This is a genomic window from Rhodoferax sp. (genome assembly GCF_028714215.1).
Lineage (GTDB): Bacteria > Pseudomonadota > Gammaproteobacteria > Burkholderiales > Burkholderiaceae_C > Rhodoferax.
In genome coordinates, this window is the sequence record NZ_JAQTMS010000014.1 from 26740 (window position 1) to 40459 (window position 13720).

The following is a 13720-nucleotide window of genomic DNA, read 5'->3' on the forward strand; positions in this document are numbered from 1 at the left end:
TGCCATGACACGGAGTTACGCTGTCTTTGTGGTCCTCGGATTTCTGGCCGTGGTGCTGTTGATCGAGGGTGTCTTCATGTTGTGGACCGACACCACCAGCCCGGAGGTGAAACGCATCCGCCAGCGCCTGCGCATGATGACCGTGGGCCACCATCGCGCCTCCGACGTGACCCTGCTGAAACAACGTTTGTTGAGTGCCTCGCCGCGACTTCAGGCCTTGCTTGTGCGTTTGCCGAAAACCCAGCAACTCGATCGTTTGCTGCTGCAGACCGGCTCCACCGCCACGGTCGCGCGCTTGTTGACTGCCTGTCTGTTGCTGGCCTTCGGCGGCATCCTGCTGGGCGTGACGCTGAGCTGGGCCTGGCCCTTGATGCTGTTGGCGGCGTTGCTGCTGGCCGTGCTGCCGGTGCTGCGTCTGCTGTGGCTGCGCGCCCGTCGGGTCAACCAAATTGGCGCTCAGCTGCCCGATGCGCTGGACATGATCAGCCGCGCCTTGCGCGCCGGTCATGCCTTCCCGGCGGCACTGTCGATGGTGGGAGAGCAGGCGCAGGAACCGATTGCCAGCGAGTTCAAGGCTACCTTCGACGAGATCAACTTCGGCCTTTCGACCCAGGCCGCATTGAAGAATCTGGCGCTGCGGGTTCCGATCCCCGACCTGCGCTACTTTGTGCTGGCGGTGGTGATCCAGCTTGAGACCGGTGGCAATCTGGCGGAACTGCTGAGCATGCTGGCCAACTTGATGCGCGAACGGTTCAAGTTGTTTGGCCGGATTCGGGTGCTGGCAGCGGAAGGAAAGTTGTCCGCCTACATCCTTACCGCGCTGCCCTTTTGCGTGGCCGGAATGATCCAGATCGTCAACCCCGGCTACCTGAGCGTCTTGTTTGTCGACTCGGTGGGAATCCGCCTGGTGATCACGGCCCTGGTGATGATGATTTTGGGGATTATTGTGATGTGGCGAATTATCGATATTCGCGTCTAAGGAGCACACATGCAAACCTTCATTCTCGCCATCGTCTTCCTGTCAACGGTGGGACTGGTGCTCGGGATAGGCCTGTGGCTGACCCGCGATCAGGCCTTGGGTCGGCGCCTGGAAGATCTCAAGGACCACGCCACCTCTCTTGACAATACGGTGCAGGCAGGCGAAGAGTGGCGCGCCAAGGTGGCCAAGATCGCGGCGCCGATGGCCTGGCTGTCGATACCCAAAGAGGGCTGGGAGTCATCCAATTTCCGCGTCCGCTTCATGCATGCCGGTCTGCGCGGACCGGGCTGGCCGGTAATCTTCTTCGGTCTGAAAACATTCCTCACGCTGGCCGTGCCGGGCCTGTACCTGGCCTATCGCGGCATGGTCGGTGCGACCTCCGCAACCCAATTCACCGTGGCTACCCTGTTGCTGCTGGCGGGGCTGGGTTATTACTTGCCCAACCTGGCCTTGATGTTGAGGATTCACGGGCGACAACGTGAGTTGCAGGAAGCGTTGCCCGATGCCGTGGACCTGATGCGGGTCTGCGTGGAAGCCGGGCTGGGGCTGGATGCCGCGATGAACCGTGCCGGCGAGGAAATGGATTTGCGCAGCCACGCCTTGGGCGACGAACTCAGGCTGGTGGCGCTGGACCTGCGGGTCGGCTCGACGCGCGAGCGTGCCCTGCAGAATTTCGCCTTGCGCACCGGGGTGGACGATGTGGCCACCTTCGTCACCATCTTGCTTCAGTCGGAACACTTTGGCACCAATGTGGCCGAGTCCCTGAGGATCCTCTCCGACACCATGCGGGTGCAGCGCCAGGTGCGCGCCGAGGAGCGGGCGGCCAAGATTCCGCTGAAGCTTTTGTTCCCTTTGATATTTCTCATATTTCCGTCCTTGTTTGTGGTCTTGATGGGACCCGCCGTGATCAGCATTTACCGGGTCTTGCTGCCAACCATGACCGGTGTTCATTGAAACTGTTTGGAGGATGTCATGAAGCCTTGCGTCAAAGTCTTATCGGCCCTGTCGACCGCCTCGCTGCTGGCTTGTTCCCAGTTGTCGTTGGCCCCCACGCTGGGGGCGCCAGTAGCCGGCCCGGCTGCCGGCACGCCAGCGCTGCCTGGCGCGCAGCCGCTCGCCAACGGCGCGCGCCCGGTGTCGGCTGTGGAAGGGCTTTTTGCCCTGGGCCGCTCGGCCCACAATGCCGGTGACCTGGTACTGGCGGAACAGTGGTACACGCAGGTTCTGGCCATGCAGCCTTCGCACCTTGGCGCCCTCAACTCGATGGCCGTGATTTACGCGCAGACGCAGCGCAGCGACCAGGCGCTTGAATTCTTCAAACGGGCGTTGGAACTTGATCCGCAAGCCGCCTACGTGCACAACAACCTGGGCTACGCCTTGTTGCTGGCCGGCCGACTGGCCGAGGCCGGATCGGAACTGGCCCGCGCGTATGAGTTGAATCCGTCGAGTGCCCAATCGCGCCAGAATCTTGAGTTGCTGGCCCGTGCCACCGAGGCTGCTGCGCCAGGCCCGCAATTGGTGGCGGTGGCCAAGAACGTCTATGAATTGCGTGATGCGCCGGCGGCGCGGCCAGTGCCCATGCAGGCTGCGGCGCCCATGCCGGTCGCAGTGCCCATGCAGGTGGCAGTGCCGACGCCGGTCGCAGTATCCACGCCGGTGGCAGTGCCCATGCAGGTGGCAGTGTCCATGCCGGTCGCGGCGCCCATGCAGGTGGCAGTGTCCATGCCGGTCGCGGCGCCCATGCAGGTTGCAGTGCCGACGCCCGTGGTGGCACCCCTACCGGTGGCAGCGCCCATGCGGGTAGCGGTGTCCACGCCGGTCGCGATGCCCATGCAGGCCGCAGTGTCCATACCAGTGGCAGCGCCCATGCAGGTGGCAGCGACGGTCAAGGAACTGGCCCCCGGCACTTCCCTGCAAGGTGTCCGGATCGAGGTCTCCAACGGTGTCGGTATCCGCTATCTGGCCCGGCGCACGGCGGAGCGGCTGGCGCAAACGGGCTGGGTGACGGCGCGTTTGACCAATCAACCGCGCTTCCGGCAGGCGACAACCGAAATCCAGTTTGTGGCCGGACAAAAAGAGGCGGCACAGGCGCTGTCGGCGCAACTGCCGGTGAGCGTCAGAACGGTGGCCTGCGGCGGTCTGGTCAGAAACCTTCAGATGCGGCTGGTGCTGGGTCACGATCTGGTCGGCAAAACCCTTGTTGCCTGGCTCGACTCCGGCAGCCAGACCCCAGTGGCACTGGCTGGCGCCGACGGCTGGCGCTTCAGCGCCAACCCGGCTTTGGGCTGGCTCTTTGAATCGGCCGGTTGATTGGTTCGAAATTGAGAAATCGCAATCGCCTTGTTTTTGAAAATACTAGCCTACTGCTTGACGAGTCTTTGATTCCGGGCTGTGGCGGCGCGGTTTCCACCGAGATCTTATGTAAGGAACAATCGTGAAAACATATGCGATAAAACTTCTCAGCACCTCCGCGCTCCTGATCGCAGTGGGCCTCCTTGGCGGCTGCGGTGGCGGCGGTGATCTCGCCGTCTGTGGCAGCGGCATTGCCAAAGTGAATACCTTGCTGGACCCGGGCGGCTGCGCTTCCAGCACCACCCCCACGGGGGCTGCTGCCACTGCGCTGGCGTCGCTCACACTGTCGTTGACCGACGCGTCGGGCGCGGCCATCACGGCGGTTTCTCCCGAGCATGCGGGAACACTGCAGGCCCTGGTGAAAAACAGCCGGGGCGCCGCCGCGCCGAATGTCGCGGTCACCTTTACCAGCACTGACAAGACGGGCACATTTGTGCCAGCCTCCGGCACCGCCCTGACCGACGCCAGCGGCGTGGCGCGCGTGGGCCTGCCGGCAGGCACGCAAGCCGGCGCCTTCACCGCCACGGCCAACGCTGCCGGCGGCAGCACGACGGCCATGGGAACGGTCGGCTATACGGTGACGTTTCCGACGCTCACGCTGAGTGCGCTGGGCATCGCGCCGGCGACGCTATCCGCGGGCGGCAACGCCAGCATCAGTGTCACGGTGTTGAGTGATTCATCGCCCTATGCGCCGCCGCTGTCGGTCGCCTTTACCTCGCCCTGCATCACGGCCGGCAAGGCCAGCATCGGCTCACCGGTGCTGACGCAAAGCGGGGTGGCGACCGCCAGCTACACCGACAAGGGCTGTGGCGTGGCCGATGTCATTACCGCTTCCGTGGCGCTGGGTGGTGTCAGCGTGACACGAACGGGAACCCTCACGGTGCTTCCGGCAACCGCCGGTTCCATCAAATTCGTATCCGCGGACACGACCAACATTGCGCTCAAGGGAGCCGGTGGCTTCGGACGCCAGCAGTTCTCGACCCTCAAGTTCGAGGTTTCCGACAATACCGGGAACAAGGTGGCTGGCAAGCTGGTGGACTTCGTGTTCTCCGACTCCAACGCTGCGTCGACGGTGGGTGGCCTGACACTCAATCCCAGCTCCGCCACGTCCGCTGCCGACGGCACGGTGACGACGCTGGTTACGGCGGGAACGATACCGACCTCGGTGCGCGTCGTCGCCACGGTGCATGGCACGACGCTGACAACCCTGTCCAATATCCTGGTGATTTCCACCGGCGTGCCGGATCAGCGGCACTTCTCGCTGGCCACCGAAACCGGAAACTGCGAAGGCCGGGACTTCGACCAGGCCTGCAGCATCGTCACGGCGACTTTGGGCGATCATTTTGGCAACCCTGTGCCGGATGGGACGGCGGTGAACTTCAGCGCCGAAGGGGGTGTCATCGATGCCTCGTGCATCACAGGCTCCGCCGCCGTCACGCCGACCGGTCAGACCACCAACTCCAAAGTCGGCCCGGGTTCGGGCAGCTGCAGTGTTGTGCTGAGGTCGAGCAACCCACGGTCGGCGAACGGGCGCGTCACGGTTCTTGCCTATGCTTTGGGCGAGGAAAATCTTTTCGATGCCAACGGCAACAATGTGTACGACAGCGGCGATAGCTTCACCGACAAGAGCCCCGACATCTTCCGGGACGACAATGAAAACGGCGCCTGGACCGCCGGCGAGCCGTGCATCGGACCCAACAGCAACAGCAGTTGCAGCACGCCTGGCGATGGTATCTACAACGGGGTGCTGCGCAATCCGCAACTGCCCAGCGCACAGACCTTGTATGTTTCAGGCCAACTGGTGCAGATATTTTCCGGCAGCTTTGCCAACATAAGCTTCAATCCGTCGCCGCTGCTGTGCACGGTGGGCAGCACGGTGGATGTTCAGGTGAGCGTTACCGACCAGATTGGCAATATCATGCCGGCCGGCACGACCATCGCTTTCAACACGGTCTTTGGCGGCGGGGTCGCCACGGCGGGCGTGTTCCCCGCCGGCGTTACGGTCCGCAACGTTCCTCTTGCCGTGGGCGAAACACTGCCGGTCCCGGTCTATCCGGTGACGCTGGCCTGTGCCGGTAGCGGGAAACTGTTTGTCACGGTCACCACGCCAAGAAAGATTGAAACCACTGCCAGCGTGCCAATCAATTAGGACGCGGCCGGGGTTTTCAGAGATCGACGAAATAGCTGGCGGCAGCGGCGTCGATCGCTTCGTTGCTCAGGTCCGGCACCTGGTGCATGAAGCGGGCGCGGTCGATGATGTGCTCCATCAGATCCCGGGGGTGGCTGCCGACAAAGGGCCGCCCCTTGGCGCGGTAATAGGTTTTCACCAGATAGTCGGCCGCCCGCGGCACATAGTGCAGACCTTGAATCTCGCAGACGCGCCGGAGAATTTCCAGAAACTCGTCCTCGGTCTGATGCGGTACCTGGATCTTGTGGCGGATGCGCCGCAAGAAGGCTTGATCAACCAGTTCGCCGGGGCTCAGGTTGGTACAGAAGATGGTGATCTGATCGAACGGGACTTCCAGCTTCTTGCCGTTATGGAGTTGCAGGAAATCGGTTCCCCGCTCCAGCGGGACCATCCAGCGATTGAGCAACTGGCGCGGCGGGACTTGTTGCCGGCCGAAGTCGTCCAGGATGAAGACGCCGTTGGCGGCCTTCATGTGCGCCGGGCATTCGTAGAACTTGCTGATCGGGTCGTACTCCAGATTCAGGCCGTCCAGCGTCAGTTCGCCACCCACCATCACCACCGGGCGATGGCACAGGCACCAGCGGGGGTCGTGCTTGAAATCGGATTCCAGGTCGAGCGGCGCATTGGCATCGCGCTTGTCCCCGTCGACGGTCATGTGGATGGCCGGATCGAAGACGCGGATGATCTGGCCATCGACTTCGATCGCATGGGGAATGTAGATGTCTCCGGCAAGCGCCCGGCCCAGCGCTTCCGAGATCGATGATTTGCCGGTACCGGCGGGGCCGTAGAGAAAGATCGAGCGGCCCGAATTGAAAGCCGTCCCCAACTGCTCCAGCAGTGTCTTGCTGATGACCAGCTGGCTCATGGCCTGCTTGACCCAGTCGGCGTCGACCTCGATTTGCCTGACCGTTTGATGCGCCACCATCAGGCAGTAGGGCCGCAGCGGCACCGGAGCCGGCCCGGTGTACTGCGATTGTTGCAGTGCTTTTTCCGATCTTTCCCGGCCCTGGGCGGTCAGTTCAAAGACATAGCTGAGCCGGCTGTAGCTGCCACCCGAGCGCACGGCGATCAAGTGGTCGGTCTTGGCCAGCTCCGCCAGTTCATCGACGACCCCCAGCGGCAGGCAAATCTTGTGCGACAAATCCTTCAGCGAGAACACGCCGCCTTCGAAGTAGACGATCTTCAGCATCAGATCGACCAGGAAGGTATCGGACAAGCCGGTTTCGACCACTTTTCGCGGCACCGGAGGCACGCTGTGGAACAGCCGGTTGAGATCGTCGGCGCTGATGGCGCCCAGCGCAACCAGCGCGTCGCCGAGACGTCCGCCGCGGGTTCTTTGGCGCGTCAGCGCGGCGTTGAGTTGTTCGGCCGTAATCAGCCGCTCCCTGACCAGCAGTTCACCCAGTGAGACACTCATTTGTTGACCCTCCGTGGCGGGGGCGGCAAGAGCCCCGAGGCCCATCCGCAATGATATAGCGCATTCCCCTGAACGGCGCCATCGGCCAGTGCCGCTTGGGGTCCGAGTGGGCAATATTTCGTCAATCATGGGAAAATAGCCGGCTATGCATCCAAAAGCCCTGCTTGAGGCCTGTTCCGAACTCGTCCGGCTGGCTCTCAAATTCGACCATCCCAGCGACGCCATTGTTGCCAAGTTCTTCCGCGACAACCGGGGTCTGGGGCCGCGTGAACGGGCTACTCTTTCGGGCACCGTCTACACCGTCTTGCGCAAGAAACTGCTGTTCGACCATTGCGCACCGTCGGGCAGTGGTCCGAAGGAGCGGCGGCTGGCGATTCTGGGGTTTTACGGCCCCGGCGATTTTTTGCGCAGCGCCTTGAGCGAGCAGGAAAAGAGCTGGCTCGATCAGTGCGAAAAAATCAATCCGGCCGATCTGATGGAGCGCCATCGGCACAACCTGCCGGAGTGGCTGGTGCAGCCGCTGAAAGACCAGTTGGGCGCCGAATTCTGGCCCCTGGTGGAGAGTTTGAACCAGGGCGCCGGACTCGATCTGCGCGTCAATGCGCTCAGCGCCAAGCGCGCCGAGGTGCAAAAGGAATTGGCCCAGGCCGGCATCAAGGCAGTGCCGACAGCTTATTCGCCCTGGGGCCTGCGCATCGCCGGCAAGCCGGCCCTGAACCAGGTCGACGCCTTCACGCGTGGCGCCTTCGAGGTGCAGGACGAGGGCTCGCAATTGCTGGCCCTGCTGCTGGACGCCAAACGCGGCGAGATGGTGGTGGATTTTTGCGCCGGCGCCGGCGGCAAGACGCTGGCCATTGGTGCGGCCATGCGCAACACCGGGCGCCTGTACGCCTTCGATACCTCGGCCCATCGACTCGATGCCTTGAAACCGCGGCTGGCGCGCAGCGGCCTGTCCAATGTGCATCCGGCGGCCATCGCCCATGAACGCGATGAACGCATCAAGCGCCTGTCCGGCAAGATCGACCGGGTGCTGGTGGATGCACCCTGTTCCGGGCTCGGCACCCTGCGCCGCAACCCGGACCTGAAGTGGCGGCAAACGCTGGCGCAGGTGGAGCAGATGGCGCTGACCCAGAGCGCCATTTTGCAGAGCGCCGCGCGGTTGCTCAAACCCGGCGGCCGCCTGGTCTACGCCACCTGCAGCATGTTGCAGCAGGAAAACGAAGCCGTGGCCCAGGCCTTCTCCCAAGCCAACCCGGACTTCACCCCGCTGGAGGTGGCTGAAGTCCTGTCCGGGCTGAAAGTGGAGGCTGCCGCCAGTCTGTGCAGTGGTGGCGAAGACGGGCGCCGCTATCTGCGCCTGTGGCCGCACCGCCATCAGACCGATGGCTTTTTTGCCGCTGTCTGGCAAAAAAATTGACAGCCCCGCTGGCATTTGCCGTTTTGGGCCGCATCTAGGTGCCTATTGGACCCGGTAGCCGTTTGCGCTTGCCGGATCTTTTATTACTACATCGTTGGAAAATTTGATAAATATGTTTTTACCTGAATGGGCAACATCGAATGCGCTGCTGGATTGGCTGGCGCACGGTTTCTGGCAATTGGCCTGGTGGCAAATCGTGTTCTTCACGCTGGCGCTGACGCATGTCACCATGATCAGCGTGACGGTGTTCCTGCACCGGCACCAGGCACATCGAGCGCTGGACCTGCACCCGCTGGCGGCGCATTTTTTCCGCTTCTGGCTGTGGTTGACCACCGGCCAGGTGACCAAGGAGTGGACCGCCATCCACCGCAAGCACCACGCCAAGTGCGAGCAGGCCGAGGACCCGCACAGCCCGCATGTGTATGGTATCAAGACCGTGCTGCTGCGTGGCTACGAGTTGTACCGGGCCGAGGCCGTAAAGCAGGAAACGCTGGAGCGCTTTGGTCATGGCACCCCGGCTGACTGGCTGGAGCGCAAGCTCTACACCCGGTTTTCCTGGCACGGCGTGGCGTTGATGCTGATGATTGACCTGTGCCTGTTCGGTGCGCTGGGTCTGACCGTCTGGGCGGTGCAGATGGCCTGGACCCCGGTCATGGCGGCCGGCATCGTCAATGGCGCGGCGCACTACTGGGGCTATCGCAACTTCGAGACCCTCGATGCCAGCACCAATATCTCGCCCTGGGGCCTGATCATTGCCGGCGAGGAACTGCACAACAACCACCACACTTATCCGACCTCCGCCAAGCTGTCGGTCAAGCCGTATGAGTTTGACATCGGCTGGCTCTACATCAGCCTGCTGCAAAAAGCCGGCTTGGCCACGGTCAAGAAGACGCCGCCGAAACTGGCTTTCGGCGCTGTGCGGCCGGTGGCCGATGAGAAGACCCTGGAAGCCCTGGTTGCCAATCGCTATGAAATCATGGCCGGTTACGCCAAGAGCATGCGGCGTGCCTTGAAGGACGAACTGGCGGCCGTGAAGGCGGCCAGTGCCGATGCCGCTGTGGTACAGGCGGCGCGGCGCTGGCTGCATCGCGATGCGCAGAACGTGCCGGCCGGTGTGGTGCCGCAACTGGCGCTGGCCCGGGCCGCCTCGCCGGTGCTGGACAAAATGGTGGTGATGCGGGAAGAACTGCGTCAACTATGGCTCAACCGCCAGCACACCCGTGAGCAGTTGGCGGCCGATCTGCAAGCCTGGTGCCATCAGGCCGAGGCCAGTGGCATTGCGGCGCTGCAGGAGTTCTCGATGCGGTTGCGGGCGGCCCGGGCCTGAGTTTGTCGGGTGGTGCGCCCGACTGCGCAGTAACTTTCTTTTGCTTCGCCAAAAGAAAGTCACCAAAGAAAAGGCGAGCCGGATTCGTCGGCCCTGCGGGCACGCTGCGTTGCTCAGCTTCGCCGGGGTGCGCGCAAACTCGCTACGCTCAAACATGCGCGCCCCTGATCCGCCGAAGCCTGCGCTACTCGCCTCCTCATAACGGCGGGGGAGTCAGAACAGCCAACAGCCGAACCGGGACAACCTGCCGAGTTGCAACGCGGCCAAAGCAGTGACCCGTCACTTGGATGTCACGGACCGCAGTGCAGCGTCAGGGGTCATTGGAGTTTCGGCCGGGAATGACTCCAGAGGGCTGATTGCAGCCGGTCATGACAGTCGGCTTACGGGTTGCACAATTCATTGCCCATCAAAAGCCTTTCGTGGCGGACTTCAACGTGCCCAAAGCCGCCCGTGATGAAACTGAGGACCGGCCGTTCGCGGCCTTGGTTCGGGAAGCCAAAGCAGCCACACGAATTGCGGGTTCGTTTTCGTTGAACTGGCGGGCTCTTGTGCAGCGATTCCAGTCATTCAAGAGGCGATCCCAATTTTTGGGGTCGGCTGGATTGAAACGTAGAATGGACCCAAACAATCTACGGGGTTTGTCGGAATTTTTGTACCTGTATGAAGATTCAACAAAGTCGCTGAAATCAAGGCGGCAAGTAGTTCTACGAAGGATTTCATGTCCAGTTTGTCGAGCAGCCCCCAGTTTATAGAGCAGGCCTCACCCTACACACTACGTTGGGGGTAAAGGGTTTCAACTCAAAGAAGGGGAAAGCAATGAGTAGGAAAGGTCCGTTCGGGCTTTGGGTGGGAATGACGGTCCATGACTTTGGTGCGCCATTAGACGAGATTGCGCCGTGCAAGTTTCAGATTCCGACAGTACCGAAACCACACTCAGCATTTGAGAGGTATGTGTGCCAGATCACTCCGAAGCTGGGGCTGTCGTGGATCAAGGCTGTTGGAAAAACAATAGAGACCAGCGGCTATGGTGTCGAACTGAAGTCGGCATTCGAGAGCATGGAACAGAAGCTTGCCACCACCTATGGGAAGCAAACGAGACTTGATTTCTTGATGCATGAAAGCATTTGGAATGAACCTAGGGACTGGATGCAGGCGGTTCTAAGCAAAGAGCGCGTCCTCATGTCTGAGTGGAGAAAAGATGCGGCCGCCACGCTCAGTGACTCTTTAACATCGGTCGCTCTTATTGCAGGTGTTTACGACACATCCAGCGGGTACATCATGATCGAGTATTCGTTTGAGAATGCGACCAAGGCCGAAGCAGAGATTGCTGCAATGGAAGATGATGCGCTGTAGGTCACGCCCAACCCGGCGATCCAGGCGACATATTTGCCTCCGCTTCGCTACGGCAAATCCGCGCTTGAGCTAGGGCGTTGCGGCTGTGAAAAAACCTCGCCTAAAGGCAATTCCGGTCATCGCTTGTGCTGCCAGAAACGTTTGCGATTTGTCACAATTGTTTCTCTCAAAACATGGCCCGCTGCAACGTGTCTTCTTACAGCCTCGCTAGGTGCAGTGATGCAATATCGCGATGTAAATCTAGAAAAACTCAAACCCTACCTCGCCCCTGGAGTATTTACAAAAATATCGCCAGAGGTTGAGAAAGAGATCGAAGTATTTCCAGAAGTGCATGAGCGTATCAAAGGCTGTGTTGCATTTTGTCACCAGATAGGACAGGGGCATCAAAGTGACGAGATTGACCAAAGAAGAAAATATTTAAGAGCCGCATTGGCGGAGTTCGTATCGTTAGAAGATGCTGCGAAAATTGATTGCCCACAAGGTTCAGTATCCGGTTCGTCAGGAATATTGTCTCTTGATGACGCACGGCTACATACTGTGAGGCTATTAAGACACGCAAATGTTCATTTATCGGCGTGCACAATTGACAAAACAAGCAGGCCCGCATCATGGAATGGCCCAGGTGGAGTCGTGGACTTTGATTACACGGTGTTTTTCATCCCTAATATTCGCGACTCAATTGTCGCGACTAGGCAAGCAAACAAATATTCACCATCAGATATTGATGCGATGATAAGGTGGATTGAAAAAGAGCAAATGGAGTGGGGTATCGGTCACTTGATTTTAAAGTCAGCCGAGTTGTTTGCGGCGGAGTTTCTGCTGAAATGCACTTAAGGCTATGCTGAACAAGTACCTGAATTTCGGAAATGGCCTTTGTAAGTCATTGATTTACGAAGGGTCAGGTTTCATGAGTTGGACTTAATCAGCACAGCCCTAACACGACGCTCAAAATGGGAGCAAATTCCGCCGCGCTCCATTTGTGCCCTTTGGCTAGGCGTAACGACCGCTTTGGAGCGGCGGGAAAGTCGGCAATGTGTCTTGACCGTGGCGACTGCGTCAATCAGTTTTCATGTTCTACAGCCGCAAAAGACACACGGCTGACATTCAAATTTTCGACTAGCTCACCAGATTGCCGGCATTGGGGTGCTACGATTCTGCGGTCTTTGGTAGGCACGTCGGGGTTATGTCAAGTCAGGCGGCGATTTTGGAAGGGTCGGCCACTGACTCCAACGCAGCAGTCGGTCATCGTGAGTCAGAAATTTCCGTCGATTTCTCCAGACCGGTCATTCGCGCTGCTGATCCAGTTTTGGCATTTTCCGGTCCCCGAATCTCGAAAGCTGTCGTTCACTTGAGGAAGGCATCCATAGCATCTATCCGTCATTTCGACCACGGCAACCGACCCTTGCTGTGCTCTAGCTGCAATTTCATTTTGGCCCAGTTCCAACTTCAGTTGGAACTTTTCCGTCCAAGGCGTGATTGATCGTGTCGTATATGAACAGGGCATTGGCTATTTCACTTTTGAAGTATTCAATGCGTTCTTTATCCAAACTAATGTGACCATTTTGGCCTGTAAAGCGTATCAACAAAGTGCTTTCTGGTTTGATTTTTCTGAGCGAAGCAATCTGCTGTTCTGACGCGATGAAATGCACTTTCTCTGCGACCCCGGCAGCTTCAGGATTTCGTTTGACGGCAGACCCTTCAAAATCTTGCTCTAAAACGACATCTCCATCCAGCATGATGGCGATTTTGTTCAAAAATATCCATCCACCTTTACTGAAAAAATATGGTGCTAGAAACAAACTTGGTCGTTCATTGTCACGGAGCGAAATGTAAATTGGCACATAGGTAAAGACATCCATTGCAGAAGAAGTCCCTGCCGTAAAAAATCGTAGTTTTCTAAAGGCATCACGTGAACCGAATGCAAATGCATCGCAATTTTTCCCGACCCGCTTAAAGCATGCTGAAAATTCAGTAACTCCTTCACCGCCATCCTTCACGTCTGTCATCACAAAAGAAGCTTCAAGGGCATTTTTCCAGTCATCAGGTGTGGCTTTTGATGTCTGAGAAAGCGGGGGAGTTGCAAGGTTAACAGCAGTTGAAGTAGAACGTTCTTCTGCCCCTTTTCCGCAGCCTGCGAGCGCCGAAAGCACTACTGCAACGAACAAAGAAAGAAAAACCCTGAGTGCTCGTTTGATATCCACTTCCCCGCTCCTGGTTATTTTCTGATTGATTTTGTGCCAGTATAGACAATCATTAGAAATCCAAGTGCTCAAGTCCCAAGCTCTTGGTCAATGGCCACCGGATGAATGCACTTCGGGTAGGGCGATTTCCGCTGCGCCGCGCATGACACACGCACGGCGACCCCGCAGCGCATCCGAATCGCCGTTTCGTGGTTGACGCCAATTACCTTGGCGTGTCAGGATAGTTGACATCGACCAGTTTCGCCCTGTTCACCAATTGATGCGCTGGTCCACCTCAAAGTCCGGTGCCGCTTGCGCCGCCCCATCCCAGTCAGTTGCCCAGTCGGGCTCGATTTGCACGCCGTCATCCATCTGCGCATCACCGTCGTCCCACAATGGTGGCCCGCGTGCCGGGGATATGGCGACACGCAGCGCTTCGTTTGCTTGTTCATGCCACCGATGGCAAACGTTAAACGCTGACGCAACCCATGCTAGCATCCACAACTG

General features: G+C 59.4%; 10 protein-coding genes. 8 read left to right on the top strand and 2 right to left on the bottom strand.

Translation table 11 applies throughout. The features are described 5' to 3' along the window. The first annotated feature begins 4 nt into the window (after window positions 1-4). From PHS32_RS08705 to PHS32_RS08720, 4 genes are all read left to right on the top strand, one after another. A complete protein-coding gene (locus PHS32_RS08705) occupies window positions 5-979 on the top strand; it encodes a type II secretion system F family protein (RefSeq protein WP_301078533.1) in 975 nt (324 codons plus the stop codon). A gap of 9 nt (window positions 980-988) precedes the next feature. Next, window positions 989-1933: a type II secretion system F family protein gene (locus tag PHS32_RS08710; protein WP_301078534.1), complete on the top strand. Its 945-nt coding sequence runs from the start codon at window positions 989-991 to the stop codon at window positions 1931-1933. An 18-nt stretch (window positions 1934-1951) separates the two neighbouring features. Beyond that, entirely contained in the window at window positions 1952-3289 is a 1338-nt protein-coding gene (locus tag PHS32_RS08715; RefSeq protein WP_301078535.1) for a tetratricopeptide repeat protein, read from the top strand. 124 nt (window positions 3290-3413) lie between these two features. Further along, on the top strand, window positions 3414-5480 hold the full coding sequence (locus PHS32_RS08720; protein WP_301078536.1) for a hypothetical protein: 2067 nt from the start codon (window positions 3414-3416) through the stop codon (window positions 5478-5480). A gap of 16 nt (window positions 5481-5496) precedes the next feature. Here the strand turns inward: PHS32_RS08720 and PHS32_RS08725 are convergent, their stop codons facing one another. Beyond that, window positions 5497-6936, bottom strand: coding sequence for an ATP-binding protein (locus PHS32_RS08725; protein ID WP_301078537.1), 1440 nt, complete (start codon window positions 6934-6936; stop codon window positions 5497-5499). Between the two features lie 145 nt (window positions 6937-7081). Between PHS32_RS08725 and PHS32_RS08730 the strand changes: the two genes are divergently transcribed. From PHS32_RS08730 to PHS32_RS08745, 4 genes are all read left to right on the top strand, one after another. After that, complete coding sequence (locus tag PHS32_RS08730) at window positions 7082-8353, top strand: RsmB/NOP family class I SAM-dependent RNA methyltransferase (protein WP_301078538.1); 1272 nt, start codon at window positions 7082-7084, stop codon at window positions 8351-8353. A gap of 112 nt (window positions 8354-8465) precedes the next feature. Further along, window positions 8466-9680, top strand: a complete 1215-nt coding sequence (locus PHS32_RS08735) for a fatty acid desaturase (protein WP_301078539.1) — start codon at window positions 8466-8468, stop codon at window positions 9678-9680. An 816-nt stretch (window positions 9681-10496) separates the two neighbouring features. Next, complete coding sequence (locus PHS32_RS08740) at window positions 10497-11033, top strand: hypothetical protein (RefSeq protein ID WP_301078540.1); 537 nt, start codon at window positions 10497-10499, stop codon at window positions 11031-11033. A 33-nt stretch (window positions 11034-11066) separates the two neighbouring features. Then, window positions 11067-11867: a hypothetical protein gene (locus PHS32_RS08745; RefSeq protein ID WP_301078541.1), complete on the top strand. Its 801-nt coding sequence runs from the start codon at window positions 11067-11069 to the stop codon at window positions 11865-11867. 590 nt (window positions 11868-12457) lie between these two features. On the opposite strand, the gene PHS32_RS08750 is transcribed toward PHS32_RS08745, so the two are convergent. Beyond that, the gene (locus tag PHS32_RS08750) at window positions 12458-13234 is read right to left on the bottom strand and encodes a hypothetical protein (RefSeq protein WP_301078542.1); all 777 of its coding nucleotides are present in this window, start codon (window positions 13232-13234) and stop codon (window positions 12458-12460) included. Between the last annotated feature and the right edge of the window lie 486 nt (window positions 13235-13720).

Bases quoted from the DNA above. Each gene is read 5' to 3' on its own strand.
- PHS32_RS08705 (WP_301078533.1), top strand. From the start codon at position 5: ATGACACGGAGTTACGCTGTCTTTGTGGTCCTCGGATTTCTGGCCGTG.
- PHS32_RS08710 (WP_301078534.1), top strand. From the start codon at position 989: ATGCAAACCTTCATTCTCGCCATCGTCTTCCTGTCAACGGTGGGACTG.
- PHS32_RS08715 (WP_301078535.1), top strand. From the start codon at position 1,952: ATGAAGCCTTGCGTCAAAGTCTTATCGGCCCTGTCGACCGCCTCGCTG.
- PHS32_RS08725 (WP_301078537.1), bottom strand. From the start codon at position 6,936: ATGAGTGTCTCACTGGGTGAACTGCTGGTCAGGGAGCGGCTGATTACG.
- PHS32_RS08730 (WP_301078538.1), top strand. From the start codon at position 7,082: ATGCATCCAAAAGCCCTGCTTGAGGCCTGTTCCGAACTCGTCCGGCTG.
- PHS32_RS08735 (WP_301078539.1), top strand. From the start codon at position 8,466: ATGTTTTTACCTGAATGGGCAACATCGAATGCGCTGCTGGATTGGCTG.
- PHS32_RS08740 (WP_301078540.1), top strand. From the start codon at position 10,497: ATGAGTAGGAAAGGTCCGTTCGGGCTTTGGGTGGGAATGACGGTCCAT.